Source organism: Neorhizobium galegae, assembly GCF_017877055.1.
Taxonomy (GTDB): Bacteria; Pseudomonadota; Alphaproteobacteria; order Rhizobiales; family Rhizobiaceae; genus Neorhizobium; species Neorhizobium galegae_D.
Genome location: NZ_JAGIPG010000001.1, coordinates 406,800 through 431,619, shown reverse-complemented (window position 1 = coordinate 431,619; position 24,820 = coordinate 406,800). Strand labels below are relative to the sequence as shown.

Here is a 24,820-nt window from a genome sequence, read left to right as displayed (position 1 = left end):
ACAAACAGTGAACGCCCGGACAAGCCCATGGCCGAGACTGAGACCGAAGCAGCACCGCTCCTGAAGGAAATCTTCAACCGCGACCGCCTGGAGCATTTCGCCCGCGAGACGGTCGCGGTGCATCCGGATTTCGACGGCGCACATTTCCTGACGCTCGCCTCCATTGGCCTCGACGATCTCAGCATCATGCAGCGGTTGCGGCAGATCGCGGTCGTCTTTCACGACGTTCTGCCCGGCGGTTTTGCGACCAATCTCGAAATCCTCCGGGCCTTAGCGCCGCGCATCAACCATGGTTTCGCCTCCATGGTCCTGCCGGAATATGTGGCGCTCCACGGCCAGGACCATTTCGACCTGTCGATGGATGCCCTGGCCTTCTTCACCCGCTTCGGCTCATCGGAATTCGCCATTCGGCATTTCCTGTTGAAGGACCTTGCCCGGACGCTGAAGGTGATGGAACGCTGGTCGCGGGACGACAACGAACATGTGCGCCGGCTGTCGAGCGAAGGCTGCCGGCCACGCCTGCCCTGGTCGTTCCAGCTGAAAGACCTGATTGCCGACCCCTCGCCTGTCGCGCCGATTCTCGAAAACCTGAGAAGCGACCCGAGCCTTTACGTGCGCAAGTCGGTGGCCAACCATCTGAACGACATTACCAAGGACCACCCCGCCTGGGTGTTCGACAGGATCGCCGACTGGCCGAAGGATGACCCGCGCACGGCCTGGATCATCAAGCAGGCGCTGCGCACGCTGATCAAGAAGGGCGACGCCCGGGCGCTCCACGTCTTCGGCGCCGGTCACAAGGCAGAGGTGAAGATCGAGAGTTTCGCGGTGACACCCTCGTCGTTGAAACTCGGGGGCGCGGTGAGGATATCGGCCAGGCTCGTATCGACCGCGTCTGCGCCGCAGAAGCTCGTCATCGACTATGCGGTCCACTACGTGAAGAAGGCTGGCGGCACGTCGAAGAAGGTCTTCAAGTGGAAGGAGATCACGCTTGGTGCCGGCGAGAGCTGCGAACTCACGATCAGCCGCGCCATCCGCGACTTTACCACCCGGATCCACTACGCCGGCCGGCATCCCGTCGAGCTGATGGTCAACGGCGAGGTGCTGGCGGATAGCGCGTTTGAGCTGACGGCTTAGAGCGCGAACACCTTTGCCCGCCGCAGCGTCACGAAACCACCCTCGCCCGCCTTGACCGGCCGCTCCGGCTCGACGTCGAATTCCAGCTGATCGCCGGTCTCCGTGGTCGCCAGCACCCGCCGGCCGTCCGGACGGTCGAGAACGCGGGTGATGCTGGCCGGGATGCCCGGCCCCTGCGCGGACCAGTCGAGATCGGCCGGGCGCGCATAAAGTTCGGCCTTGCCGTCCGCCATGCCGGAAACGTCGATCGCAGCACCGCTCGCGTAAGCCTTGCCGTCGCGCACTTCCGCGGCAAGCACGTTGGCGTCGCCCAGGAACTTCATCACGAAGGCGGATTGCGGGTTGCGGCAGACTTCTTCCGCCGTGCCCTGCTGGATGATATGGCCGTCTTTCAGGATGACGACGCGGTCCGCGAGATCCAGCGCCTCTTCCTGGTCGTGGGTGACGAAGATCGTGGTGATGCCGAGCTCGCGGTGGATTTCGCGCAGCCAGCGGCGCAGGTCATGGCGCACATTGGCATCGAGCGCGCCAAATGGCTCGTCGAGCAGCAGCACCTTGGGATCGACCGACAGCGCCCGGGCCAGCGCCACGCGCTGCCGCTGGCCGCCGGAAATCTGCGCCGGGAACCGGTCGCCGAGACCTTCAAGGCGCACCAATCTCAGCAGCTCCACGACGCGCGCCTCGATCGCCGCCTTCTCGCGCTTTACCTTCGAGACCTTCATGCCGAAGGCGATGTTTTCAGCCACCGTCATATGCGGAAACAGCGCGTAATGCTGGAAGACGAAACCGACGCCGCGGTCGCGCACCGGAATGTCGGTGGCATCCTGGTCGCCGAAATAGATGTGGCCGCCATCGGCATATTCGAGGCCGGCGACCATGCGCAGGATGGTTGTCTTGCCGGAACCGGAAGGGCCTAGCAGCGCGACGAGCTCGCCGCTTTCGATCGTGAGCGAGACATCGCGCACGGCGCGAAAGGTCTCGAAGGTTTTGACGACGTTCTCGAGGCGGATTTTCATTGGGCTTTCTCCGCGGGACTGGTGACCAGAGCCGGGCGACGGACGCGACCGGCTCCCTGGCGCTCGAGCGCCACCTTGGCGATGATGGTGAAGACGGCGATGAGCGCCAGGATGGAGGCCGCGGCAAAGGCGCCGGCCGCCTGGTAGTCGTGATAGAGCAGCTCGATATGCAGCGGCAGCGTATTGGTCTGACCACGGATATTGCCCGAGACGACCGAGACCGCCCCGAACTCGCCCATGACGCGGGCGTTGCAGAGCACGACGCCATAAAGCAGCGCCCATTTGACGTTCGGCAGTGTGACCGAGAAGAAGGTTCGCCAGCCGGACGCGCCAAGCGAGGTGGCAGCTTCCTCAAGATCGCGGCCCTGCGCCTGCATCAGCGGGATCAGTTCGCGGGCGACGAAGGGGGCAGTGACGAACATCGAGGCGAGGATGATCCCGGGGATCGCAAACAGGATTTTGATCCCGTATTCGTCCAGCATCGGACCGAAGACGCCCTGCAGGCCGTAGACGAAGAGATAGGCGACGCCCGCGACGATCGGCGAGACCGAAAACGGGATCTCGATGACGACCAGCAGGAAACGCCTGCCCCAGAAATCGAACTTGGTGATCGACCAGGCGGCTGCGACACCGAAAGCGGTGTTGACCGGCACGGCGACGATCGCCGCAAACACCGTGAGCCCGATCGCATGCAGCGTATCGGGATGGATGATCGTGTCGCGATAGACAACCCATCCCTTCGAAAAGGCCTCGACCCCGATGACCACCAGCGGCGCGACGATCAGCAGGGCGACGATCACCAGAACGATGCCGATCAGCATCCGGCGGAAGAGCGGCTGGTCGCCGACGCGCGGCGGCTTTCTGCCTGTACGGGTCGCGCCCATGGTCACCCCTTCACCGTGTAGCGAAGCGCCCGCGACTGCATCCAGTTGGTGAGCGCGAGCATGACGAAAGCCGCAATCAGCAGCACCGAGGCGATGGCTGCGGCGGCCTGGTAGTCGTATTCCTCCAGCCGGATGAAGACGAGAAGTGCGGTGATCTCCGTCGACATCGGCTGGTTGCCGGCGATGAAGATGATCGCACCGAACTCACCGAGCGAGCGGGCGAAGGACAACGACACGCCGGCAAGCAGCGCCGGCGTCAAAAGCGGCAGGATGACCTTGCGAAAAATCTGCCAGTCCGAGCCGCCGAGCGACTGCGCCGCCTCTTCCAGCGCCGGATCGAGATCTTCCAGCACCGGCTGCACGGTACGCACGATGAACGGCAGCGAGGTGAAGCACATCGCGATCATGATGCCGAGCGGCGTATAGGCGACCTTGATGCCGAGGTCGGCGAGGATGGAACCGAACCAGCCGTTGGTGGTGAAAAGCGCCGTCAGGGCAATGCCGGCCACCGCCGTGGGCAACGCGAAGGGCAGATCGACCATGGCGTCGACGATCCGCCAGCCCGGGAACCGATAGCGCGTCAGCACCCAGGCGAGCGCCAGACCGAAGAACAGGTTGAAGATGGTGGCGCCGAGCGCCGAAAGCACGGTGACGCGGTAGCTCGCGAGCGCCCGGGACGACGAGACGATCCGCCAATAGTCCTCCGGGCCGAGGCTCGAGGCCTTGAAGACCAGAGCTGCCAGCGGCAGGACCACGATCAGCCCGACATAAAACAGCGTCACCCCCAGCGACAGGCGTAACCCGGGCAGGACATTGCGTCTCAAGCGATCGTATCCTCTTTGCACGGCAAAGCCCGGCGAACTTTCGTTCGCCGGGCGAGGCTTGGTTGAAGTCCAGTCTGCGCTTAGCGGCTGCCGTACAGCTTGTCGAGAGTGCCGCCGGAAGCGAAGTGGTCCTTCTGGATCTTGTCCCAGCCGCCGAAGACGTCGTCGACCTTGACGAGGCGGATTGCCGGGAACTGGTCCTTGACCTCTGCGGCGACCTTTTCGTTCTGGACACGATGGCCAAACTGGGCAGCGATCCGCTGGCCTTCCTCCGTGTAGAGGAAGTCGAGATAGGACTTTGCGAGCGCTTCGGTGCCGTGCTTCTTGGCAACCTTGTCGACCACCGCAACCGGGAATTCGGCGAGCAGGCTGACCGACGGGATGACGCTCTGGACCTTGTCGGCGCCGTACTGCTTGACAATGCCGCGGGTCTCGGCCTCGAAGGTGATCAGCACGTCGCCGGTTTCGCGCTCGACGAAGGTGGTGGTGGAGGCGCGGCCGCCGGTATCGAAGACCGGCACGTTGTCGAAGATCTTGGTGATATAGGCATCGATCTTCTCCTGGTCGTCCTTATAGGCTTCCTTGGCCCAGGCGTAGGCGGCGAGATAGGTGTAGCGGGCGTTGCCGGAGGTCTTCGGGTTGGGGAAAACGGCGTGCACATCCGCACGAGCGAGATCACCCCAATCCTTGATGTTCTTCGGATTGCCGGCGCGCACCAGGAAGGACGGGAAGGAATAGAAGGGCGAGGCGTTGTTCGGAAATGCTTTTGTCCAGTCCTTGGCAACGAAGCCTTGTTTGGCGAGGAAATCGATATCCGTCGACTGGTTGAAGGTCACGACGTCGGCTTCAAGGCCTTCGGCGATCGAACGGGCCTGCTTCGAGGTGCCTGCATGCGACTGGTCGATGGCGACGCCCGGATGGCTCTTGATGAAGGCCTCGTTCTCGGCAACGAACAGTTCGCGCGAAACGTCGTAGGAGGCATTGAGGAGCTTCGTCGGCGACTGGGCCAGCGCGGGCTGAACAAAAAGCGCGGCAACTGCGGTGCCGAGGATCAGGAGGCGGTTCATGCAAGTCTCCGGTGTTGGATTGTGCCGGTGAAACTACCGGTACGCCCAGCAAACGGCGAGGAACCGCGGACTTTCCTTTGTTACGACGTTAGAATTTTTGTCCATTATCCGCCATAAACGGCGGAGCTTTTCGCGCGTCATTCAGACCGGTGCCGCTTCATGGAACGAGGCAGCACCGGGAGCGTCGGCAAAGCCCTGTCGTGGCATCGTCAGGCGACGGCGCGCGGGACATCCATCTCGTGGATGGCCTTCCTGATCTCCGTGCGGAATTCAGGAGTGTCCTGGTGACCATGCACGGAAATGGCATGCTGCACGGCTGCGTTGACGAGTTCATCCACATTGTCCGCCGCGATCGCAACGGTGCATTTCATCTCGCTCGGAAATTCGCGGCAATCGATGTATTGGCGTCCCATGTCTGCCTCCATCACAAGCCCTGAACCGACTGGCCAGAGGATGAGAATTTACTCCCTTTGCGCAGAGGAAACAAACACCGTCAGCCTGATCAATCGGCCTAGCTCGTCCTACCGGCCTTCTCGCGCAGCATCCGGATGATGGCGGAAAAGTCGTCTGCGCCATGCCCCGCGCGCTCGAACTCGGCATAAAGCTCGGCCGCGTGAGCACCGAGCGGCGTGGCCGCACCAGACTGTTTCGCAGCCTCCTGGGACAGCGTCAGGTCCTTCAACATCAGCGCTGCGGCAAAGCCTGGCCTGTAGTCGCTGTTGGCCGGCGAGGCGGGCACCGGACCCGGCACCGGGCAATAGGTGGTGAGCGACCAGCACTGGCCTGACGAAGTGGAGGCGACGTCGAACAGCGCCTGATGCGAAAGGCCGAGCTTTTCCGCCAGGCCGAATGCCTCGCAGACGCCGATCATCGATATGCCCAATATCATGTTGTTGCAGATTTTTGCCGCCTGGCCGGCGCCGGCGCCGCCGCAATGGACGATCCTCTTTCCCATCGCCTCGAGGATAGGCTTGCCCAGGGCGAACGCATTTGCCGAACCGCCCACCATGAAGGTAAGCGTGCCGGCCGCCGCCCCGCCCGTGCCGCCGGAGACGGGTGCATCGAGCGAGATGCAGTTCATGACATCCGCCAGTTCATGTGCCTTGCGAGCGCTTTCCACGTCGATGGTCGAGCAGTCGATGACCAGAGTTCCCTCGGGGATGAGCGTGGTGAGGTCGGTCCACACCGCGGTGACGTGCTGACCCTTCGGCAGCATGGTGATGACGCATTCCGCATCGCGCACCGCCTCCGCCAGCGCGCCGGACGCCTTCACGCCCGTTTCGGCAGCTGCCTTCACCGACGCTTCCGACAGGTCGAAGCCGCGCACCTCATGACCGGCCTTCACAAGGTTGGCGGCCATCGGCCCGCCCATATTGCCAAGGCCAACGAAAGCGATCTTGGTCATGTCTTCCTCCCGTCCTTCTTGTCTTAAAGTCTGTGATCAGGAAACAGCACCGGATGGCGCGCGGCGAAATAGCGATCAAGATCGGCCTCCGCGACCTCCTCCAGTCTCGCCGGAGACCATTTTGGATTGCGATCCTTGTCTATGATTGCGGCGCGCACGCCCTCGTAGAAATCGTGGTTGCGCAGGATTTCAGCGCCGGCGGTGAATTCCCGCTCCAGGCATTCGACCAAGCTCGAACTTTCGCGGCCGCGCCGAAGCAGCCGAAGCGCGAGCTTGAGGCTGGTCGGCGAGCGTTTGGCGATGACGTCGCGCGTCCTGACGGAGAATTCATCATCCTCCCTATTCAGGGCCTCGACAACCTCCCCGACCGTATCGAAGCGAAAAACCCGGTCGATCAGGTCGCGATGGGCTTCGAGCTGGCTTTCGCCCGGCAGAACGGCAAAACGATCGATCACAGCCCTCACCTGCTCGTCGGACGCGCCGCCTTTCAGTTCCCCCAGCGCCTCGACAAGGGGCCCAAGCCGTTCCGAGGGAACATTCACATCGGCAAGACCGGCGTAGATGGCATCGGCCGCGCCGATCACCTCGCCCGTCAGCCCCACCCAGGTGCCGGTCTCGCCCGGCGCGCGGGGAAGCAGCCAGGTGGCGCCGACATCCGGCACGTAGCCGATGCCGGTCTCGGGCATCGCAAGGCGGGTGCGTTCCGAGACGATCCGGTGTTTCCCGTGCGAGGCGACGCCGACGCCGCCGCCCATGACGATGCCGTCCATCAGCGCCACATACGGCTTTTCGTAGTGGGAGATCATATAGTTGACCGGGAACTCCTCGCGCCAGAATCGCGTGACGTCAGGATCGTCCGACTTGCCGCTTTCGTAGATGACCCGGATATCCCCTCCGGCGCAAAGAGCGCGCTCTCCTTCGCCTTTCAGGATGACACAGGAGATTTCCGGGTCGTCGGCGAACCGCTCTAGCGCCGCCTTCATCGTCCGCACCATGGAAAGGCTGAGGCTGTTCAGCGCCCTCGGCCGGTTGAGCCGGATGATGGCGGCCGAACCTATACGGTCGGTGAGGACTTCGTCGCTCTGGGAAGATGTGTCGGACATGCGTTTCTCCGGTCTACCGATTGTCCGCCAGGATCATCTCGGCCGCTTTTTCGGCGATCATGATCGTCGGCGAATTGGTGTTGCCGGAGACTATATTAGGCATGATCGAGGCATCGGCGATACGCAGCCTTCCGACTGCGCGCATTTTCAGGCGGGGATCGACGACGCTATCCGGATCGGATCCCATACGCGCGGTCCCGACCGGATGGAAGATCGTCGTGCCGATATCGCCAGCCGCCTTTTCGAGATCCGCATCGGTCTCGTAGGAGGGGCCGGGTTTGTATTCTTCAGGATGATAGCGCGCAAATGCCGGTTTCCTGACGATGTCGCGGGTGATCCGTATTGACCTGACGGCAACGTCGCGGTCGGCGGCCGTCGACAGGTAGTTCGGATGGATGCCCGGCGCTGCCGCGAAATCCGGGCTTTTGAGGTGCACGGAGCCGCGGCTCTCAGGGCGAAGGTTGCACACACTCGCCGTCATTGCCGGGAATGAGTGAACCGGTTCGCCGAACTTGTCGAGCGACACCGGCTGGACGTGATATTCGAGATCCGGCGTCTCCTTGTCGGGACCGGATCTGGTGAAGATGCCGAGCTGGCTCGGCGCCATCGACATCGGTCCGGAGCGCCGGAAGGCGTATTCCAGCCCTATCGAGGCCTTGCCGATCAGGCTCGACGCCTTTTCATTAAGGGTCGGAACGCCGGTCACCTTGTAGACGAGTCGGAGCTGCAGATGGTCCTGCAGGTTCTCCCCGACAGCCTTGACCTCCTTGACCACCTCGATACCGGCATTGGCTAGCACGTCGCCGCGACCGATGCCGGAAAGTTCGAGGATATGCGGCGTGCCGACTGCGCCAGCGCTGAGCACGGTTTCTCGCTTCGCATAGGCCTTCTTCGCCACGCCGTCATGCTGGAACTCTACGCCCTTCACCTCGCCGTTTTCGATGATCAGCTTTCGAACATGCGCCTTGGTGAGCACCGTGAGGTTCGGCCGCTTCATCGCCGGGCGCAAGAATGCCTTGGAGGTGTTCCAGCGGATCCCGGAGCGCTGGTTGACGTCGAAATAACTCGAACCCTCGTTGCTGCCGCGATTGAAGTCGTCGATGATCGGTATGCCGGCCTCTTCTGCCGCCTTCTGGAAACTGTCGAGCACCGCCCAGCGGAGACGCTGCTTTTCGATGCGCCACTCGCCGCCGGCGCCGTGCATGTCATCGGCACCCTTGTAGAAATCCTGGCTTTTCTTGAAGATCGGCAGCACGTCGTCCCAGCCCCAGCCGGTGCAACCCATCTGCCGCCACATGTCGTAGTCGTAAGCCTGGCCACGCATGTAGATCATGCCGTTGATCGACGAACACCCGCCGAGGATCTTTCCCCGGGGGTAGGAGAGCGAGCGGCCGTTCAGCCCCTCTTCCTTCTCGGTCGTAAAACACCAGTCCGTGCGCGGATTGTTGATGCAATAGAGGTAGCCGACGGGAATATGCACCCAATGATAGTTGTCATTGCCGCCCGCTTCGAGGATCAGCACCCGGTTGCCCGGATCCTTCGACAGCCGATTGGCCAATACGCAGCCTGCGCTGCCCGCCCCGATAACAATGTAGTCGTAATTTTCCATGCTCATGCTCCAGGGAAAGACGCCTCGCGAACCATGCCCGCAAGCCGCATCCCTGCACTCTCCCTCTATCTTATCGTCTATGCTCGAAACCAAGCTTCCGGCCGAGCCGGGAGGCGTAGAATTCTCCGATAATGCCCCGTCGGAAGACGAGGACGCAGATCATGAAGATCACTCCGGTGACGATCGTCACCGGGAATTGAGAGGTCGCCAGATAGTTTTGCAGCGTGACCACCAGGCCTGCCCCGAATATCGGCCCGATCAGCGTGCCTATACCGCCGAGCAGCGTCATCAGGATCACTTCGCCGGACATCTGCCAGGCGACATCCGTCAGCGTCGCGAACTGGAAAACCAGCGACTTCAGCCCGCCCGCAAGGCCCGCCAGCGCCGCCGACATCACGAAGGCGCCAAGTTTGTAGCGCGCGACGGAGTAGCCGAGCGAAATGGCCCGCGGCTCGTTCTCGCGGATCGACCGGAGGATCATGCCGAAGGGGGAATTGATGAACCGCCAGATGATCACCATGCCGATCAGGAACACGCCCAGCACGAAGTAATACATATTCGTCGAGCTGTTCAGATCGATGAAGCCGAACAGATGGCCCCGAGGCACCGACTGGATGCCGTCCTCGCCCTGGGTGAACTTCGCCTGCAGGCAGAAGAAAAAGAACATCTGCGACAATGCCAGCGTAATCATCGCGAAATAGATGCCCTGCCGGCGGATCGCGAAGAACCCCATGACCAGGCCGAGCAAGGCTGCGCCCACGACGCCGGTCAGGATACCGAGTTCCGGCGGAAAGCCCCATTCCTTGACCACATGCGCGGTGAAATAGGCTGCACCGCCGAAGAAGGTCGCGTGGCCGAAGGACAAGAGCCCGGTATAACCGAGCAGCAGGTTGAAGGCGCACGCAAACAGCGCGAAGCACAAGAGCTTCATCAGGAAGATCGGGTAGAAGAACATCGGCGCGAGGATCAGAGCCGCGAGGCCGATGATCACGAAGATCGTGTAGGTCCTGGAAGCGGTGGCCGAGCGCTCGATATGCGGTTTGGCGGCAGTTTGGGTCATCTCGCTCATCTCACGCATCCCGTCCGAAAAGGCCGGCTGGCCGGAGTAGAAGCACGATTGCCATGATCACGAAGATCACGATATTGGACGCTTCCGGATAGAACACCTTGGTGAGGCCCTCTGCAATACCGAGCATGTAGCCAGTGATGATGGCGCCCATGATCGAGCCCATGCCGCCGACCACGACCACCGCGAAGACGACGATGATGATGTTCGAGCCCATCAGCGGCGAGACCTGGTAGATCGGCGCGGCCAGCACGCCGGCAAAGGCGGCGAGCGCGGCACCGAGCCCGTAGGTAAGCGTCAGGAGCACCGGCACGTTGACGCCGAAGGCCTGCACGAGCACCGGATTTTCGGTCGCGGCGCGAAGATAGGCGCCGAGCTTGGTCTTCTCGATCAGCAGCCATGTGCCGATGCAAGCGACCAGCGACACGACGACCACCCAGCCGCGATAGATCGGCAGGAACATGAAGCCGAGATTGGTGCCGCCGGCAAGCTGCGTCGGCACCGAATATGGCTGGCCCGCGGCGCCATAGAGATAGCGAAACGTACCCTCGATGGTCAGTGCCAGGCCGAACGTGAAGAGCAGGCCGTAGAGCGGATCGAGATCGTAGAGCCGCGACAGCATCGTCCGTTCGATGATGGCTCCGAACAGGCCGACGACGATCGGCCCGAGGATCAGCGCGACCCAGTAGTTGATGCCGAAATATTCCAGCATCAGCATCGCCGCAAAGGCGCCGAGCATGTACTGCGCGCCATGGGCGAAGTTGATGACACGCAGAAGGCCGAAGATGACCGCAAGGCCGAGGCTCAGGAGCGCGTAGAAGGACCCGTTGATCAGGCCGATCAGGAGCTGCCCGAGAAAGGCCTGAAGCGGTATGCCGAAGATCATCGTCACAGCGTCACACTCCCAGCACTTTATGCAGCATGTCCATCTTGCCCGGCAGTTCGCCTACCGGGAAATTGGCGACCATCCGCCCATGGTCCATCAGGTAGAACCGGTCGGCGACCCGGCTCGCAAAGCGGAAATTCTGCTCCACCAGGAGCACCGTCATGCCACGCTCCTTCAGCGTCTTCAGCACCTCGCCGATCCGCTGCACGATGACCGGCGCCAGGCCTTCGGTCGGCTCGTCCAAGATCAAAAGCTTGACGCCTGTGCGCAGGATGCGGGCGATCGCCAGCATCTGCTGTTCGCCACCGGAAAGCTTGGTGCCGGGGCTGGAGCGGCGCTCCAGGAGGTTGGGGAAGAGCTCGTAGATTTCCTCAAGGGACATGCCGCCCTCGGCCACGACCGGCGGCAGCATCAGGTTTTCCTCGACGGTCAAAGTCGAAAAGATGCCGCGCTCCTCCGGCACGAAGCCGATGCCGTTATGCGCCGTACGGTGCAGCGGCACGCCGAGCATATCCTTGCCCGCGAAACGGATTTCGCCTTTCCGCTCGCGGATGATGCCGACGATGGTCCGGAGCGTCGTCGTCTTGCCGACGCCGTTGCGGCCGAGAATGGTGATCGTCTCGCCCTCGCCGACCGTCATGTCGACGCCGTGCAGGACGTGGCTTTCGCCGTACCAGGCATTGAGGTTGGAAACTTGCAACAACGGCGCCATCAAGCCTCCTCCGTGCCCATATAGGCGGTGCGCACGCGAGGGTCCTGGCTGACCTCGGCATAGTCGCCCTCGGCCAGAATTTCGCCGCGCTGGAGCACCGTGACGTGGTGGCAAATATCGGCGACGACGGAGAGATTGTGCTCGACCATCAGCACCGCACGGGTCTTCGCCACCTCGCGAATGATATTGGAAACGGTGCCGATATCTTCCTGGCCCATGCCGGCCATCGGCTCGTCGAGCAGCAGCACCTTGGGATCGAGCGCCAGCGTGGTGGCGATCTCCAGCACGCGCTTGCGGCCGTAAGAGAGATCGGCGGCGAGCGCATTGCGTTCGCGCTTCAGGCCGACCGACTCAATCAATTCGTCGGCCCGCGCATTCAGCCGATCGAGCGAGGAGACCGGCAGCCAGAACTGCGTCGAAAGCCCGTTCGTCCGCTGCAGTGCGACGCGCACGTTGTCAAGCACCGTCAGATGCGGGAAAACCGCCGAGATCTGGAAGGAGCGGACCAGCCCCATGCGGGCGATCCTGTCCGGCGGCGTTTTGGTGATATCCGTGCCCAGAAGCGTGATCGAACCCGCCGTCGGTTGCAGGAACTTGGTGAGCAGGTTGAAGACGGTCGTCTTGCCGGCCCCGTTCGGGCCGATCAGCGCATGGACGCGCGCATGGTGGACGTCGAGATCGACGTTTTTCACCGCCATGAAGGCGCCGAAGCTTTTCGAGAGGCCGCGGGCGGACAATACCACCCGCGGCTGTTCTTGTTTTGCTGTCGCGGAAACCGCCATTACTTCACCAGGTCGCAGCCGCTCTTGGCGGGATCCATGTAGGCGTCCTTGCCCGGGATGGTGGCGAGTACGGTGAAATAATCCCAGGGCTCCTTGCTTTCGCCAGGCTTCTTGACCTGCAGCAGGTACATGTCGTGGATCATCCGGCCGTTCTTGGCGACCGTGCCGCCGCGGGCGAAGAAATCGTCGACCGGCATTTCGTGCAGTGCCTTGGAAACGGCATCCGCATCGTCGGTGCCGGCCTTCTGGATCGCCTTCAGATATTGGGTGACCGCCGAATAGGTGCCGCTATGGACCATGTTCGGCATCTTCTTGGTGCGGGCGAAGAACTTCTTCGCGAATTCGCGGCTCTTGTCGTCGAGGTTCCAGTAGTAACCCTCGGTCAGGGTCAGGCCCTGGGCCGCCTGCAAGCCGAGGCCGTGCACTTCGGCGAGCGTGAAGAGCAGTGCCGCGAGCCGCTGACCGCCGGCGGTAATGCCGAATTCCGCCGCCTGCTTGATGGCGTTCGACGTGTCGAGGCCGGCATTGGCAAGGCCGATGACCTTGGCGCCGGAGGACTGGGCCTGCAGCAGGAAGGACGAGAAGTCGGTGGTCGCGAGCGGATGGCGGACCGCGCCGACGATCTTGCCGCCGGAGGATTTTACGAAGTCGCCGGTCTGCTGCTCGAGCGAATAACCGAAGGCATAGTCGGCGGTCAGGAAGAACCAGCTGTCGCCACCCTGCTTGACGAGCGCGCCGCCGGTGCCTACCGCGAGCGCATGCGTGTCATAGGCCCAGTGGAAGCCGTAGGGGCTGCAAGCCTTGCCGGTAAGGTCGGTGGTCGCAGCACCCGTGACGATGTCGATCCTCTTCTTTTCCTTGCCGATCGCCTGCACGGCGAGCGCGACGGATGAGGTCGTCAGCTCCATGATCGCGTCGACCTGCTGCGTGTCGTACCACTGGCGGGCGATGTTGGAGGCGATGTCCGGCTTGTTCTGGTGGTCGGCATCGACGATCTCGATCGAAGCCCCGAGAACCTTGCCGCCGAAATCCTCGACCGCCATCTTGGCCGCTTCGACCGACGACTTGCCGCCGAACTCGGAATAGACGCCCGACTGGTCGTTCAGGATGCCGATCTTGACCTTGTTGTCGGATGCACTCTGCGCGAATGCCGCGCTGCTTGCGAGAACGACGGCCAGGGACGTTACAAGTGACGTCATAATTGTCTTGCGCATAATTTCTCCTCCCAGAGAATAGGCCCAGAAAATGTGAAGGGTCTGTTCAAAATTGGTGAGCCTCTCTCCTCAAAGCGGCTGCTCCGGATTGCATGGTTCAGGAAAACGGTCGTTGACGCAAGCAGGTCGCTGTAATTAATTGCAAACAGCATCTGTGCATTTTTGAACAGACGGGAACATCTTGAGCAACAATCAGAACTTCACCTGGGACGATCTGCAGTACTTCCTGGCGGTGGCGCGCAGCGGGCAGCTGTCCACCGCGGCCCGTCAGTTGCGCACCAGCCACGCCACCGTTTCACGCCGCATCGACCGGCTGGAGTTCGCCCTCAAGGTCAAACTGTTCGAGCGCAATCCACGTGGATATGTCCTGACCGGCATGGGCCAGCGCTTCATCGAGACGGCTGAGAGGATCGAAACCGAGGCCGACCGGCTGCAGGCGGATGTGGCCTCCGGCACCACGGCGCAGCGCGGTGTGGTTCGTCTAAGCACGCCGGAAGGGTTTGCGAATTTCTTCTTCGCCGACAAGATCCGCAGCTTCTGCGACAGCCATCCGAACATCTCGCTGGAACTGGTGACGATCCAGCAGATCATGTCGCTTTCGCGCAAGGAAGCGGATATCGCCGTCTCGCTCGATCCGCCGAAGGACGGGCCTTATCTGACGGAAAAGCTCACCGACTACAGTCTCAACGTCTACGGCGCGAAGTCCTACCTGGCCAAGGCCGGCCCGATCCGCAGCCGGCAGGATCTGCTGTCGCATCCCTTCATCGGGTATATCGAGGATATGATCTTCGCGCCCGGGCTCGACTATCTTGGCGACGTCCATCCGGGCATCAAGGCGCGTTTCCAGAGTTCCAGCATCTTTGCGCAGCTGACCGCGACGCTGAACGGTCTCGGTCTCTGCGTGCTGCCGAACTTCATCACCCGCACACGGCCGGATCTCGAAATCGTACTGCCGGAAGAGGTGGAACTGAGACGCGGCTACTGGCTGATGTGCCATCGTGATCTGAGCCAGATCCCCCGGGTGCGGATGGTCAGGGACTATATCTTCCAGTCCGTCAAAGCCAGTCAGGACGCCTTCCTCAGGAGTTACCAGGCTCCCGAGGAAGGCGTTCGCCGTTACTCCGCTGCCATCGGCAGGTCGTCACGGCTTTCGAACAGATCGCCCTGATTGGCGGGCGACCGGTCGTCCCTGTTCTTCTTGGGCTCGCGGCCGAAGAAGAGGGCGTAGGCGGCCGGCAGGACGAGGATTGTCAGCACCGTCGCGACCAGGATGCCGCCCATCATCGCATAGGCCATCGGCCCCCAGAACACGCCGCGCGAGATCGGGAACAGCGCCAGCACGGCGGTCAGTGCCGTCAGCATGATCGGCCGGAAACGACGCACGGCCGCGCCGACGATCGCCTCCATCCGCTCCATGCCCGCCGCGATGTCCTGGTCGATCTGGTCGACCAGGATGATCGAGTTGCGGATGATGATGCCGAGCAGCGCGATGACCCCGAGGATCGCCACGAAGCCGAACGGCGCGCCGGTCAGGAGCAGCGCCATGGCAGCGCCGATGATGCCGAGCGGCCCGGTGGCGAGCACCAGCATCGCCTTGCCGAAATGCTGCAGCTGGACCATCAGCAGCACGAGGATGACCAGGAGCATGATCGGCGCCTTGGCGGCGATCGAGTTCTGGCTTTCGGCTGCATCCTCCGCACCGCCCTGGATGTCGACATGATAGCCGGCAGGCAGGCTGGCACGCAGGTCGGCCATGCTGTTGTAGAGGTTGAGCGACACCTGGGTCGGTTCCACGCCATCCGGGAGCGTTGCCTTGACGGTGATCGTCGGCAGGCGGTCACGGCGCCATTCGATGCCCTGTTCGAGGACCGGTACGACCTTGGCAATCTGCGAGACGGGCACGAAGCCGCCGAAATCCGTCGGGACATAGACCGACTGGACGGCCGAGAGCAGGTTGCGGGTGGCATCCGGCTCGCGGACGACGATCGAGACCGTTTCCTCGCCGTCACGGAAGTCGCTGATCGGCGCGCCGGAGACGGCTGCCTGCAGCATCTGGCGGACACGTTGCGAGGTGACGCCCAGCGCCCGGGCACGATCCTGGTCGATGACCAGTTTCATGGCTGTCACCGGCTCCATCCAGTCGTCATGGATCGCGCCGAACAGCGGTTGTTGCTGGTAACGTTCCTTGACCTGATCGGCAATGCGGCGCACTTCCGCCGGGTCCGGACCGGTGACGCGCATCTGAACAGGCCAGCCGACAGGCGGACCGAGGAACAGGCGGTCGACCTTGCCCCGCACGGTCGGGAAGTCCTGCGCAAGGATCGCGCGCAGCTTGACGATCAGACGCTCGCGGGCATCGACATCCTTCGACATGATCAGAAGCTGCGCGTAGTTCGGGTTGCGCAGCTGCTGGTCGAGCGGCAGGAAGAAGCGGGGCGCGCCCTCGCCAATATAGGTAGCGACGAAGGTCTTGTCCGCGTCGGGCAGGATCTTGTCTTCAAGCACTTTCGCCTGGCGTTCGACCTCCTCGATCGCCGTGCCTTCCGGCAGCCACAGGTCGACGAGGATTTCCGGCCGCGAGGACTGCGGGAAGAAGCTCTGCGGGATGAACTGGAAGGACCAGAGGCTGCCGACGAAGGCGCCGAGCGTGACGAGCAGCACGATCGCCTTGTGACGCACGGACCAGCCGACCGCATGTCGGACGCCGCGGTACATGCGCGTGTCATAGGCATCGTGATGATTGCCAACATGCGCTCGCTGCTTGAGGATCATGTAGCCGAGCCACGGGGTAAAATAGACGGCTACGAACCACGACGTGACGAGCGCGATGCCCACCACGTAAAACAGCGAGCGCACGTATTCGCCGGCGGTGGAGTCAGCGAACCCGACCGGGATGAAGCCGGCGGTGGTGATCAGCGTGCCGGTCAGCATCGGGAAGGCGGTGGATGAGTAGGCGAAGGTGGCGGCATCGAGGCGTGCGAGCCCCTCCTCCAGCTTCCGTTCCATCATCTCGACGACGATCATCGCGTCATCGACGAGCAGGCCGAGCGCGATAATCAGCGCGCCGAGCGAGATGCGCTGCAACTCGATACCCATGTAGAACATGATCGCAAACGTCGCAGACAGCACCAGCGGAATGGTGATGGCGATGACGATGCCCGATCGCCAGCCGATCGAGATCAGCGAGACGATGAGGACGATGACGAGAGCTTCCAGCAGGGCCTGGGTGAATTCGCCGACCGCTTCGGTGACGACTTCCGGCTGGTTGGAGACCTGTTCGACGGAAACGCCGACCGGCAGGGTCTGTTCGAAGCGCTCATAGGTCGCCTCGACTTCATGGCCGACATCGGTCACCTTGAAGCCGGGCGCCATGACGACGCCGACCTGGACGCTGTCGTGGCCATTGAAGCGGAACTTGCGCTGATAGGGGTTTTCGAGGCCGTCGGTGACGGTGGCGATATCGCCGAGCCGGAACACCTGGTTACCGGCCTTGAGGCGCAGCTCGCGGATGTCCTCCGGCGTGGTGACGCCGCCCTCGACCGAGATGCGCACCGAGCGGTCGGCGGTCTGGACGCTGCCGGCGGGATCGATATTGTTCTGGCCGGACAGCGCATCGCGAATGCTGAGGGCGGTGAGGCCCCGTTCGGCGAGCGCCTTGGACGAGACGTCGATGAAAATCTTCTGCGGTTGATCGCCGAGAATGACGGCCTTTTCGACGCCGGGCGTCGCGAGCAGCATGTCGCGGGCCTGAATCGCGAACTGTTTCAGTTCCGGATAGCTGTAGCCTTCGCCGCTGATCGAATTGAGGGTGATGTAGGTATCGCCGAACTCGTCGTTGAAATAAGGACCGAGCACGCCGGCCGGCAGGTCCTGGGTGATATCCCCGATCTTCTTACGGACCTGGTAGAAGGCGTCCTTGACCTCGGCGGTATTGGTGTCGCCCTTGATCTGCACCGTGGTGATCGCCACGCCGGCACGGGTATAGGACTTGACCCAGTCGAGATGCGGGGTTTCCTGCAGCTTGCGCTCGATCTTGTTGACGACCTGATCCTGCATCTCCTGGATGGAGGCGCCGGGCCAGACGGCCTGCACGACCATGACGCGGAAAGTGAAGTCGGGATCTTCCTTCTGGCCCATGTTCATGACGCCGAGCGCGCCCATGACGATGATGAGGCCGAAGAGGAAGCGGGCGATGCTGGGATGGGCGATCGCCCAGCGGGACAGGTTGAACCGGGCCTTTTCCGGGGGATTGGCCTGATGTGAGGAGCTCATGGTCTTGGGTCCTTTAAGCCGGGGCGATCAGGGCGCGAGCGAAGCGGTGGTAAGGCTGCTGACGCTGCCGAAGCGGGAGGCGATGGTTTCCGGCAGTTTGACCTTCATGTCTTCCTTCATGAACTGGGTGCCGGCCGAGACGACAAGGTCGCCCTTGGCAACGCCTTCGGCGACGCGAACGCCGTCGTCGGAGAAATCGGCGACCTTGACGGCGCGCGAACTGACGGTGCCCTTGCCGCGATCGACGATCCAGACGACGGACTGGCCATCCTTCTTGGAAAGGGCTGCAAGCGGAATGGCATAGGTGGCGACGGCATTGTCTTCATCCGCTTCGATCGTCGCGGTCATGCCGAGCAGGACCCGCGGGTCGTCGGGCAGGCTGACGCGAACCGCGAAAGTGCGCGATTGCGCATCGGCGCTGCCCGCCACTTCGCGAACCTTGCCGTCAAGCACCAGATCGGTGGCCGACCAGAAGCTGGCCTTCACGGTCTTGCCCGGCTTGAAGTGAGCGACGTCCATTTCCGGAACGGCGATCTGCACTTCCTTGCTGCCCTCGACGGCGACGGAGAGGACCGGCGTGCCGGATGCCACCACTTGGCCGATATCGGCGCTGACCGCGGTGATAATGCCGTTCTGGTCGGACTTCAATTCCGTATAGGCGACCTGGTTGCGGGCCTGATCGAGTGCCGACTGGGCCGATTCTTTCTGCGACACGGCCTGGTCATTGGCCAGTTGCGCCTGCTCGAACTGCGATTGGGAGGAGATGCTCTTTTCAACAAGCGTCTCGGCCCGGCGGCGGGCGAGGCCCGAGATTTCCACCTGCTTCTGGGCCGACGCGAGATCCGCCTCGGCGCGGCGCACCGCGAGCTGGTAATCCACTGCGTCAAGCTTTGCGAGCACGTCGCCGGGGCGAACGCGCTGGCCGACATCGACGAGCCGCTCGGTGATCTTGCCGGCGACGCGGAAGCCGAGGTTCATCTCGGTGCGCGCCTTGACCGAGCCGGAATATTGAAGCCTGCGCCCGTGATCGGCGGCGGCAACCTCGGTCACCTTGACCGGGCGGACGATTTCCGGGGCTTCGGCTTTTTTCTCTTCCGAGCAGGCCGTCAGCGCGCCGAACGCTACTGCAACAACAAGGCCTTTGAAGAGAAATGAAACATCGCGTCTGGTCTTTACGAAAGACATGGCTCCGCACTCCTGATGGCGGTTTTTTTGATGAAGACGCCCCTTGGCGCCCCGGGACTATTTCTGGCGAATTATCTGAGGGCCTTGAGGCCGAACTCTACGAGATCCTCTGGCTTGCCGATCCTGGTTTCCAAGAGGCAATCTGCAACGAGCTGCGGATGACAAAGGATGACCACGGACGACATGAAGCATTCGGATGCGAGCTGGTGATCCTGTTCGCGGAATTCGCCGGCTTCGATGCCTTCCTTGATAAGATCTGCAATGATGAGGCGAATCCGTTCGAGATGCCGCTCGATGACCGGCCACTGCTGCTCGATGGCGATCACCACCATCTCATGCACCTTCTTCTCGTCGAGCATGGTCTCGAGCGTGAAGCGGTGCTGCTGCATGACGTGATTACGCAGTCGTTCCGCAGCGCTCACCGGCCGCTTCGCATTGGCGAGTGCCGCCTGATAGCTGCCGTCGAGCATGCGGTGCGCCAGGGCCTGATGGATGTCGGCCTTGGACGAGAAGAACCGGTAGATATTGGCGGGCGACATGCCGAGATCGCGCGCGATATCCGCCACGTTCGTCTTGGTATAGCCGTAATGCTTGAACAGCCGCTCCGCCGCATCGAGGATGCGGCCGACATTCTCCTGTCGCGACGTTTCCAGGGTATTTTCGTTGGTATCCATACCGCTGAAGTCTTTCATTTTACGTGTGACGATTTTCATCTTTCGTCAGTCGTAAAGGAAAATCCGTCATCCGTCAACCCAGGCCCGGCAGCCGCCGCCGAGGCACAAGATAAAAACTCTGGAGAAAGGGAACCAAAATGAGACTCGGACATTATCTCGCGTTAGACCACGGGCGTCGTGGGCCGGGGAAGAGTAATGATCCTGTTGCAGAGTCACAACTATTCGTTGTTACAGCGCATTAGACCACAAACGTTGTGGGCCGGGGACGATTTATGAGCGTACCTCAAGGTTACGACGTCTCGTTGCTTGACGAGGAGCGGTATCGTCTTCTCATAGACGCCATCACCGACTATGCGATTTACATGATTGATCCGGAGGGCAAGATCGTCAGCTGGAATCCCGGCGCCCAGCGCTTCAAGGGATACGAGGCCTGGGAAATCCTCGGCGAGCATTTTTCCCGCTTCTATACACCTGAAGACAGGCTGGCACGTGCGCCGGAGCACGCCTTGCGGACCGCTGCGACCGAAGGCCGCTTCGAAAAGGAAGGCTGGCGCGTCCGCAAGGACGGCAGCCGCTTCTGGGCCCATGTCATCATCGATCCGATCTGGGGCCGCTCCGGCGAGCTTCTCGGCTTCGCCAAAGTAACCCGCGACCTGACAGAACGGAAAAAAGCCGAGACGGAACTCCGGTTGAGCGAGCAGAAATTCCAGCTCCTCGTCCAGGGGGTCACCGACTATGCTCTCTACATGCTCGACCCGGATGGCCGCGTCAGCAACTGGAACCCCGGCGCCACACGCATCAAGGGCTATACGGCTGACGAAATCGTCGGCCGGCATTTTTCGCAATTCTATACACCGGAGGATCGCGAGCGCGGAGAACCGGCCCGGAGCCTGGAGACCGCACGGCGCGACGGACGATTCGAGAGGGAAGGCTGGCGGCAGCGCAAGGACGGCACGCGTTTCTGGGCGCATGTGATCATCGACGCGATCCGCAACGAGGAAGGCACCCTTCTCGGCTTTGCCAAGATCACCCGCGACATCACGGAAAAAGTCGAGGCACAGAAGGCGCTCACCCAGGCGCGCGAGGAACTTTTCCAATCCCAGAAGATGGAAGCGATCGGCCAGCTGACCGGGGGCATCGCCCACGATTTCAACAATCTGCTGATGGCCGTACTGGGCAGCCTGGAAATTCTGAAGAAACGCCTGCCCGACGATCCGGCGCTGACGCCGCTGCTGGATAATGCCATTCAGGGCGCCGAGCGGGGGGCTGCCCTGACCCAACGCATGCTGGCGTTCTCCCGGCGACAGGAACTGAACATGCAGGCCATCGACGTGCCGGTACTCGTGGGCGGCATGATGGATTTCATTCAGCGGTCGCTCAGCGCCTCCGCCTCCGTGGAAACCCGCTTTGCCGAAAACCTGCCGCATATCACGAGCGATCCGGTTCAGCTCGAGACCGCGCTTCTGAACCTTGTCGTCAACGCCCGAGACGCAATGGCTGGCGGCGGCACGATCGTCATCAGCGCCGAGGAATATCTGGCCGACGAGAATACTGACAGGTTGAAGCCCGGTTGTTACGTTCGGCTTTCGGTCGCCGACAGCGGCGAAGGCATGGACGAAGAGACCCTTATCCGCGCCACGACGCCGTTTTTCACCACCAAGGGTGTCGGCAAGGGGACAGGGCTCGGACTTTCCATGGTGCAAGGCCTGACCGAACAGTCGGGCGGCAAACTTGAAATCGAAAGCCAAAAGGGCAAGGGTACGACGGTTTCGCTCTATCTGCCTGCGGCAGATGCAAACGACTGTCCGCAGTCTTCGGAGAAGACCATGCCCTCGCCCGCAGCAACTCCCAGAGGACGCCTGACCATTCTCGCCGTCGACGACGACGCGCTGGTCCTGATGAACACCACGCTGATGCTGGAGGATCTCGGCCATACGGTGATCGAGGCCTATAGTGGGACCGATGCCCTGAAGGAGCTGAGAAGCGGCGCCCATGACATCGATCTCGTCATCACCGATCATTCGATGCCCCGCATGACCGGCTCCGAACTGGCCGCCGCCATCCGCGAAGAGCGACCAGGCCTGCCGGTAGTGCTGGCAACCGGCTACGCCGAATTGCCGACCGGCGGCGACAACCGCCTGCCGCGATTGCCGAAACCCTTCTCGCAGAACCAGCTTCAGGAGATCATCGCCACGGTTCTCGCCGGCGGGCGCTGAACCAATCGCCCTCGCTGCGCGTTGTCGTGCCGTGTCAGAACGGAGTACGACAATGGTCTTCAAGCATCAGCATTTTCATGAGACGCCTCCCGAGGTCGAGGCGGAGTTTCCGCCAAGCGCGACGCTCGAAGGGGCGGTCGCCGATGCGCTGGCTTCAGCCGGCGGCGTCGATGCAAGCGACGTCACCGTCACCGCCAGCGGTTCCGAGATCACGCTGAGCGGGACCGTCCAATTGGAGACCGAAGTAGCGCGAGCCAAGGAAGTGGCGCTGAGTATTCCCGGAGTGACGGACGTTCGCAACGAAATCCGTTTCAACGGCATCGCCTAGTCCAGGCCGAAGCCGAATGCAAAAAAGGTCCGGATGCAAAACGTCCGGACCTTTTTCGTTGAGCTCTATCTATCGCGGCAGGGCATAGGCGATCACGTAGTCACCGGGCTTGGTCCCGACCGAGCCGTGCCCGCCGGCCACCATCACCACGAACTGCCGGCCGTCATCGACCGCGTAGGTCATCGGCGTCGCCTGGCCGCCGGCCGGCAACCGCGCCTTCCAGAGTTCACGACCATTGGTGAGGTTGTAGGCGCGCAAGTAATTGTCCACCGCAGCCCCAAGGAAAGCCACTCCGCCCTTGGTGATCATCGGCCCGCCGATGCCCGGCACCCCGACCTTGAAGGGCAGCGGCAGCGGCGTCATGTCGTAGACCGTGCCGTTGCGGTGCTTGTAGGCGATCTGGCCGGTTCGCAGATCCACGCCCGAGACATAACCCCACGGCGGCGCCTGGCAGGGAATCTGCAGCGGTCCGAGGAATGGCCCCATAAAGACGCCATAGGGGGCGCCTTCGTTGCGGTTGAGGCCCTGCTCGCTGCCCTTCTGGTCCTGGCCCTTGGGCGGAATGTCCGCACGCGGAACCAGCCTCGAGGTGAAGGCGAGATAGGTCGGCATGCCGAACATCACCTGCCGTTCCGGATCGACCGCGACACTGCCCCAGTTGAAGGTGCCGAAATTGCCCGGATAGACGATCGAGCCCTTCAACGACGGCGGCGTGTAGCGGCCGAGATAATTGTACTGGTGGTACCAGATGCGGCAGACCATCTGGTCGAACATGCTGATGCCCCACATGTCCCGCTCCTCGAGCGGCCGCGGTTTGAACGTCAGAGCCGAGGTGGGCTGCGTCGGCGCGGTCCGGTCTTCCGGAATGGCACCTGCCGGCGCCGGCTCCTCGGTGATCGGAATGATCGGCTCGCCGGTACGCCGGTCGAGCACGTAGATGTCGCCCTGCTTGGTCGGGCCGACCAGCGCCGGCACCACCGTATTGTCCGGTTTGGTGATGTTGAGGAGAACCGGCTGGGCCGGCACGTCCATATCCCAGAGATCGTGATGCACCGTCTGCCGCACCCAGCGGTCGGCACCGGTATTGAGATCGAGCGCGACGATCGACGAGGAATATTTCTCCACGCTCTCGCTGCGTCCCATGCCGAGCTGGTCCGGCACCTGGTTGCCGAGCGGGATATAGACGAGCCCAAGGTCCTCGTCGACGCTGAATACCGACCAGCTATTGGGCGAATTGGTCGTATAGGTCTGGCCGGGCGGCAGCGGCTGGGTCTGACTCGGATTGCCCGAATCCCAGTTCCAGATCAGCTGCCCCGTGTTGACGTCGAAGGCCCGGATAACACCGGATTGCGACTGGGTGGAATAATTGTCGTTGACCGCGCCGCCGATGATGATCTTGTTGCCCGCGATCGCCGGTGGCGAGGTCGAGTAGTAATACCCAGCCGGATTGTACTGCATGCCGCTGGTGAGCTGCAGCGTCCCGTTGTCGGCAAAGGAGGTGCAGACCTGGCCGTTGGCGGCATCGAGCGCAATCAGCCGCGCATCCGACGTCGGCAGATAGACGCGTTCCGCGCACGGACTGCCGGCAGCCGCCGCCTGATCTCTGTAGTAGCTGACGCCGCGGCAGGTCTGGTGCTGCCGGTCCGGGTTCATGCCGGAATTCGGATCGTATTTCCACTTCTCCTTGCCGGTCGTCGCATCGAGCGCGATAGCGAGATTGTGCGGCGTGCAGAGATAGAGCGAATTGCCGACCTTCAGCGGTGTCACCTGATAGGTGGTCTCGCCGACGTCGTCCGGCCGCTTCACGTCGCCGGTCTGATAGCGCCAGACTTCCGTGAGGTGAGCGACGTTGTCGACCTTGATCTGGTCGAGCGGCGAATAACGCTGGCCAAAGGGCGTTCGCCCATACTGGTGCCATTCGCCGGGCGGCACGTTGCCACCCATCGGCGGAGCGGCGGCGACGGACTGTGTCGGGAGTTCGCCGCTCCGGTCGAGCGGATCGAGAAACATCGAGATGATCGCGACGATGATCGCGATCATCACCGAAATGCCGAGCGGCTGGGCGCTGGCGCCGTAGCGCATGCCCGTCGGGCTCGAAAAACCGAGCGGAGTTCGGATCCAGGGTGTCAGGAGCCAGAGGCCGAGCAGGATGATTACCCCGCCGCGCGGGCCGAGCTGCCACCAGTCGAGCCCGACTTCCCAGATCGCCCAGGCAAGCGAGGCCAATACGAGCACCGCATAGACCCTCAGCGCCATCGCGTTTCTGAGGAAAAGCAGAATGGCGGTCAGCACGAAGCCGAGACCGCAGATGATGTAATAGGCGCTGCCGCCGAGCAGCAGCAACTGCCCGCCCCCGATGGCCAGTGCCACCCCGATCAGCGTGAAAAGGATCGCGGTAATCCTGATAGCCATATTCGAAACCCTGTCCGACTTGAAAATCTCG

The 24,820-nt window shown here is 62.4% G+C and carries 21 protein-coding genes; 4 read left to right on the top strand and 17 right to left on the bottom strand.

The window, feature by feature from the left end; all coding sequences use genetic code 11:
- The first annotated feature begins 27 nt into the window (after nucleotides 1-27).
- Nucleotides 28-1,134 carry a DNA alkylation repair protein gene (locus tag J2857_RS01785; RefSeq protein WP_210008271.1) on the top strand — a complete coding sequence of 369 codons (1,107 nt, stop codon included), beginning with the start codon at nucleotides 28-30 and terminating at the stop codon, nucleotides 1,132-1,134.
- Here J2857_RS01785 and J2857_RS01780 read toward each other — a convergent pair.
- From J2857_RS01780 to J2857_RS01720, 13 genes are all read right to left on the bottom strand, one after another.
- The gene (locus J2857_RS01780) at nucleotides 1,131-2,150 is read right to left on the bottom strand and encodes a sulfate/molybdate ABC transporter ATP-binding protein (RefSeq protein WP_210008270.1); all 1,020 of its coding nucleotides are present in this window, start codon (nucleotides 2,148-2,150) and stop codon (nucleotides 1,131-1,133) included. The two genes, J2857_RS01785 and J2857_RS01780, sit on opposite strands and share 4 nt — an antisense overlap.
- Nucleotides 2,147-3,034 carry a sulfate ABC transporter permease subunit CysW gene (cysW, locus tag J2857_RS01775; RefSeq protein ID WP_210008269.1) on the bottom strand — a complete coding sequence of 296 codons (888 nt, stop codon included), beginning with the start codon at nucleotides 3,032-3,034 and terminating at the stop codon, nucleotides 2,147-2,149. Before cysW ends, J2857_RS01780 begins: the two co-directional genes overlap by 4 nt.
- Nucleotides 3,035-3,036: 2 nt before the next feature.
- Nucleotides 3,037-3,858, bottom strand: a complete 822-nt coding sequence (cysT, locus tag J2857_RS01770) for a sulfate ABC transporter permease subunit CysT (protein ID WP_210008268.1) — start codon at nucleotides 3,856-3,858, stop codon at nucleotides 3,037-3,039.
- 80 nt (nucleotides 3,859-3,938) lie between these two features.
- Nucleotides 3,939-4,925 (bottom strand): thiosulfate ABC transporter substrate-binding protein CysP, encoded by a 987-nt coding sequence (cysP, locus tag J2857_RS01765; protein ID WP_210008267.1) that lies wholly within the window; start codon nucleotides 4,923-4,925, stop codon nucleotides 3,939-3,941.
- A 209-nt stretch (nucleotides 4,926-5,134) separates the two neighbouring features.
- On the bottom strand, nucleotides 5,135-5,338 hold the full coding sequence (locus J2857_RS01760) for a DUF1059 domain-containing protein (protein ID WP_037077586.1): 204 nt from the start codon (nucleotides 5,336-5,338) through the stop codon (nucleotides 5,135-5,137).
- A gap of 98 nt (nucleotides 5,339-5,436) precedes the next feature.
- Nucleotides 5,437-6,330: a 3-hydroxyisobutyrate dehydrogenase gene (gene mmsB / locus J2857_RS01755; RefSeq protein ID WP_210008266.1), complete on the bottom strand. Its 894-nt coding sequence runs from the start codon at nucleotides 6,328-6,330 to the stop codon at nucleotides 5,437-5,439.
- Nucleotides 6,331-6,353: 23 nt separating this feature from the next.
- Nucleotides 6,354-7,433 (bottom strand): enoyl-CoA hydratase/isomerase family protein, encoded by a 1,080-nt coding sequence (locus J2857_RS01750; protein ID WP_210008265.1) that lies wholly within the window; start codon nucleotides 7,431-7,433, stop codon nucleotides 6,354-6,356.
- A gap of 13 nt (nucleotides 7,434-7,446) precedes the next feature.
- The gene (locus J2857_RS01745) at nucleotides 7,447-9,042 is read right to left on the bottom strand and encodes a GMC family oxidoreductase (protein WP_210008264.1); all 1,596 of its coding nucleotides are present in this window, start codon (nucleotides 9,040-9,042) and stop codon (nucleotides 7,447-7,449) included.
- Nucleotides 9,043-9,112: 70 nt separating this feature from the next.
- Complete coding sequence (locus J2857_RS01740) at nucleotides 9,113-10,111, bottom strand: branched-chain amino acid ABC transporter permease (protein WP_210008263.1); 999 nt, start codon at nucleotides 10,109-10,111, stop codon at nucleotides 9,113-9,115.
- Nucleotide 10,112: 1 nt separating this feature from the next.
- Nucleotides 10,113-11,000, bottom strand: a complete 888-nt coding sequence (locus J2857_RS01735; RefSeq protein WP_210008262.1) for a branched-chain amino acid ABC transporter permease — start codon at nucleotides 10,998-11,000, stop codon at nucleotides 10,113-10,115.
- Nucleotides 11,001-11,004: 4 nt separating this feature from the next.
- Complete coding sequence (locus J2857_RS01730) at nucleotides 11,005-11,706, bottom strand: ABC transporter ATP-binding protein (RefSeq protein WP_210008261.1); 702 nt, start codon at nucleotides 11,704-11,706, stop codon at nucleotides 11,005-11,007.
- The gene (locus J2857_RS01725) at nucleotides 11,706-12,488 is read right to left on the bottom strand and encodes an ABC transporter ATP-binding protein (RefSeq protein ID WP_210008260.1); all 783 of its coding nucleotides are present in this window, start codon (nucleotides 12,486-12,488) and stop codon (nucleotides 11,706-11,708) included. The genes J2857_RS01730 and J2857_RS01725 overlap by 1 nt, the downstream gene beginning before the upstream one ends.
- Nucleotides 12,488-13,687, bottom strand: coding sequence for an ABC transporter substrate-binding protein (locus J2857_RS01720; protein ID WP_373426825.1), 1,200 nt, complete (start codon nucleotides 13,685-13,687; stop codon nucleotides 12,488-12,490). Before J2857_RS01720 ends, J2857_RS01725 begins: the two co-directional genes overlap by 1 nt.
- A gap of 196 nt (nucleotides 13,688-13,883) precedes the next feature.
- Between J2857_RS01720 and J2857_RS01715 the strand changes: the two genes are divergently transcribed.
- Nucleotides 13,884-14,870, top strand: a complete 987-nt coding sequence (locus tag J2857_RS01715; RefSeq protein WP_210008258.1) for a LysR family transcriptional regulator — start codon at nucleotides 13,884-13,886, stop codon at nucleotides 14,868-14,870.
- Here J2857_RS01715 and J2857_RS01710 read toward each other — a convergent pair.
- The 3 genes from J2857_RS01710 to J2857_RS01700 all read right to left on the bottom strand — a co-directional run bounded on the left by J2857_RS01710 (nucleotide 14,819) and on the right by J2857_RS01700 (nucleotide 19,833).
- The gene (locus tag J2857_RS01710; protein WP_210008257.1) at nucleotides 14,819-17,974 is read right to left on the bottom strand and encodes an efflux RND transporter permease subunit; all 3,156 of its coding nucleotides are present in this window, start codon (nucleotides 17,972-17,974) and stop codon (nucleotides 14,819-14,821) included. The two genes, J2857_RS01715 and J2857_RS01710, sit on opposite strands and share 52 nt — an antisense overlap.
- A 27-nt stretch (nucleotides 17,975-18,001) precedes the next feature.
- Nucleotides 18,002-19,159, bottom strand: a complete 1,158-nt coding sequence (locus J2857_RS01705) for an efflux RND transporter periplasmic adaptor subunit (RefSeq protein WP_210008256.1) — start codon at nucleotides 19,157-19,159, stop codon at nucleotides 18,002-18,004.
- Nucleotides 19,160-19,230: 71 nt separating this feature from the next.
- Nucleotides 19,231-19,833, bottom strand: coding sequence for a TetR/AcrR family transcriptional regulator (locus J2857_RS01700; protein WP_245362985.1), 603 nt, complete (start codon nucleotides 19,831-19,833; stop codon nucleotides 19,231-19,233).
- 272 nt (nucleotides 19,834-20,105) lie between these two features.
- On the opposite strand from J2857_RS01700, the gene J2857_RS01695 reads away from it, so the two are divergent.
- Both J2857_RS01695 and J2857_RS01690 read left to right on the top strand, forming a co-directional pair.
- The gene (locus tag J2857_RS01695; protein WP_210008254.1) at nucleotides 20,106-22,049 is read left to right on the top strand and encodes a hybrid sensor histidine kinase/response regulator; all 1,944 of its coding nucleotides are present in this window, start codon (nucleotides 20,106-20,108) and stop codon (nucleotides 22,047-22,049) included.
- Nucleotides 22,050-22,101: 52 nt separating this feature from the next.
- Complete coding sequence (locus tag J2857_RS01690) at nucleotides 22,102-22,377, top strand: BON domain-containing protein (protein ID WP_210008253.1); 276 nt, start codon at nucleotides 22,102-22,104, stop codon at nucleotides 22,375-22,377.
- Between the two features lie 69 nt (nucleotides 22,378-22,446).
- Here J2857_RS01690 and J2857_RS01685 read toward each other — a convergent pair whose 3' ends face one another.
- The gene (locus J2857_RS01685; RefSeq protein ID WP_210008252.1) at nucleotides 22,447-24,789 is read right to left on the bottom strand and encodes a glucose/quinate/shikimate family membrane-bound PQQ-dependent dehydrogenase; all 2,343 of its coding nucleotides are present in this window, start codon (nucleotides 24,787-24,789) and stop codon (nucleotides 22,447-22,449) included.
- Nucleotides 24,790-24,820: the final 31 nt, after the last annotated feature.

What these genes read in the sequence shown, in the direction of transcription:
- cysW (WP_210008269.1), bottom strand. Translation starts at nt 3,034, where the DNA reads ATGGGCGCGACCCGTACAGGCAGAAAGCCGCCGCGCGTCGGCGACCAG.
- J2857_RS01730 (WP_210008261.1), bottom strand. Translation starts at nt 11,706, where the DNA reads ATGGCGCCGTTGTTGCAAGTTTCCAACCTCAATGCCTGGTACGGCGAA.
- J2857_RS01740 (WP_210008263.1), bottom strand. Translation starts at nt 10,111, where the DNA reads ATGAGCGAGATGACCCAAACTGCCGCCAAACCGCATATCGAGCGCTCG.
- J2857_RS01780 (WP_210008270.1), bottom strand. Translation starts at nt 2,150, where the DNA reads ATGAAAATCCGCCTCGAGAACGTCGTCAAAACCTTCGAGACCTTTCGC.
- J2857_RS01685 (WP_210008252.1), bottom strand. Translation starts at nt 24,789, where the DNA reads ATGGCTATCAGGATTACCGCGATCCTTTTCACGCTGATCGGGGTGGCA.
- J2857_RS01750 (WP_210008265.1), bottom strand. Translation starts at nt 7,433, where the DNA reads ATGTCCGACACATCTTCCCAGAGCGACGAAGTCCTCACCGACCGTATA.
- J2857_RS01745 (WP_210008264.1), bottom strand. Translation starts at nt 9,042, where the DNA reads ATGGAAAATTACGACTACATTGTTATCGGGGCGGGCAGCGCAGGCTGC.
- J2857_RS01690 (WP_210008253.1), top strand. Translation starts at nt 22,102, where the DNA reads ATGGTCTTCAAGCATCAGCATTTTCATGAGACGCCTCCCGAGGTCGAG.
- J2857_RS01720 (WP_373426825.1), bottom strand. Translation starts at nt 13,687, where the DNA reads ATGACGTCACTTGTAACGTCCCTGGCCGTCGTTCTCGCAAGCAGCGCG.
- J2857_RS01725 (WP_210008260.1), bottom strand. Translation starts at nt 12,488, where the DNA reads ATGGCGGTTTCCGCGACAGCAAAACAAGAACAGCCGCGGGTGGTATTG.
- J2857_RS01695 (WP_210008254.1), top strand. Translation starts at nt 20,106, where the DNA reads ATGAGCGTACCTCAAGGTTACGACGTCTCGTTGCTTGACGAGGAGCGG.
- J2857_RS01785 (WP_210008271.1), top strand. Translation starts at nt 28, where the DNA reads ATGGCCGAGACTGAGACCGAAGCAGCACCGCTCCTGAAGGAAATCTTC.
- J2857_RS01710 (WP_210008257.1), bottom strand. Translation starts at nt 17,974, where the DNA reads ATGAGCTCCTCACATCAGGCCAATCCCCCGGAAAAGGCCCGGTTCAAC.
- J2857_RS01700 (WP_245362985.1), bottom strand. Translation starts at nt 19,833, where the DNA reads ATGGATACCAACGAAAATACCCTGGAAACGTCGCGACAGGAGAATGTC.
- cysP (WP_210008267.1), bottom strand. Translation starts at nt 4,925, where the DNA reads ATGAACCGCCTCCTGATCCTCGGCACCGCAGTTGCCGCGCTTTTTGTT.
- J2857_RS01760 (WP_037077586.1), bottom strand. Translation starts at nt 5,338, where the DNA reads ATGGGACGCCAATACATCGATTGCCGCGAATTTCCGAGCGAGATGAAA.
- J2857_RS01705 (WP_210008256.1), bottom strand. Translation starts at nt 19,159, where the DNA reads ATGTCTTTCGTAAAGACCAGACGCGATGTTTCATTTCTCTTCAAAGGC.
- mmsB (WP_210008266.1), bottom strand. Translation starts at nt 6,330, where the DNA reads ATGACCAAGATCGCTTTCGTTGGCCTTGGCAATATGGGCGGGCCGATG.